Source organism: Bradyrhizobium viridifuturi (assembly GCF_001238275.1).
GTDB classification, from domain to species: domain Bacteria; phylum Pseudomonadota; class Alphaproteobacteria; order Rhizobiales; family Xanthobacteraceae; genus Bradyrhizobium; species Bradyrhizobium viridifuturi.
The window spans coordinates 1-1,182 of sequence record NZ_LGTB01000120.1; the positions used below are offsets into that span (position 1 = coordinate 1).

At 59.5% G+C, this 1,182-nt stretch carries 1 protein-coding gene; it reads right to left on the reverse strand.

The window, feature by feature from the left end; translation table 11 throughout:
- Positions 1-228: 228 nt before the first annotated feature.
- Positions 229-1,182: IS110 family RNA-guided transposase (locus ALC15_RS40890; RefSeq protein ID WP_050632140.1), on the reverse strand; the 954-nt coding region annotated here is incomplete at its 5' end.

Below are 1,182 nucleotides of genomic sequence, written 5' to 3' on the forward strand. Positions count from 1 at the left end.
CCGTCCGTGCAAGGCTTTTCGGTCTCGTAACGAGCACAGTCTGCTTAAATGTATCCGGCCTCTCGCGAGTGAGCTGCGGTTGCAGCCAGGCCAAGATGAGATACGCGCGCGCTGTTCCTGGATAGCTTCGTCGTGCTGGAGCACGCTTTCGGCAGGAAGGCTTACAGTGCGCCGATCAACTGTCTCGTCATCGTTTCCTCGAGCCTCGCAGTCTGTCGACCTAGAACTCTACGCCACCGTGGGATCACGGCGTTCGTAGGTTGCTCCCGGCCGATTGAGAATCACCCATGCGACGCGAGCGATCTTTGCTGCCAATGCAACCGTGACTTTGTTGATGTGCATGCGCTTCTGCAAGGTGTCGATCCAGGCGCCGAGCCGGTCTCGGCTGCGATCAAGGTGGATGACACAGGATCGTGCGCCGTGGATGAGCAAGCGCCGCAAGTAGCGGTTCCCTCGGCGGCTGATTCCCAGCAGTGTCGTCTTTCCGCCAGTGGAATGCTGTCTTGGGACGAGGCCCAGCCAAGCTGCCATGTCTCGTGCCGTGCGGAACTGCCGACCGTCTCCAGCCGAAGCCAGGATTGCGGTGGCGATGAGTGGGCCGATGCCGGGTACGGTCATCAGCCGTCGAGATCGCTCGTCCTGTGCAGCATTTGCTTCAATCTCACGGGTGACTTCGGTGATCCGCTCTTCGAGATGGCACAGATCGCCGAACAGATCTCCCAGCAGCCGGCGCATCATCGGCGTCAGGTCGTTTTCCTCGTTGGCCAGTACTCGCGGCATGTCTGCCTTGAATTTACCCACACCCTGATGGATTGCGACGCCGAACTCGATACACAGCGCTCGCATCTGGCAGATCAGCCGGGTTCGCCCGGTTACCATGCGGTCGCGGATACGGTGAAGCGCTTGCAGCTCCGCCTGCGTCTCCGTCTTGATCTCAACAAAGCGCATGGTCGGCCGCGTGACAGCCTCGGCGATCGCAGCCGCGTCGATCACGTCGTTCTTATTCGACTTGACATAGGGCTTCACAAATTGGGCCGGAATGATGCGAACACGATGCCCAAATGTCTGCAGGTGACGTGCCAGCCATTGTGAACCGGGGCAGGCCTCCATACCAATCAGCGCTGGTTGAGCCTCTCTAAAGAACTGCAGCAGCTTATCGCGTCGGAATTTCCAGTTGCCGAT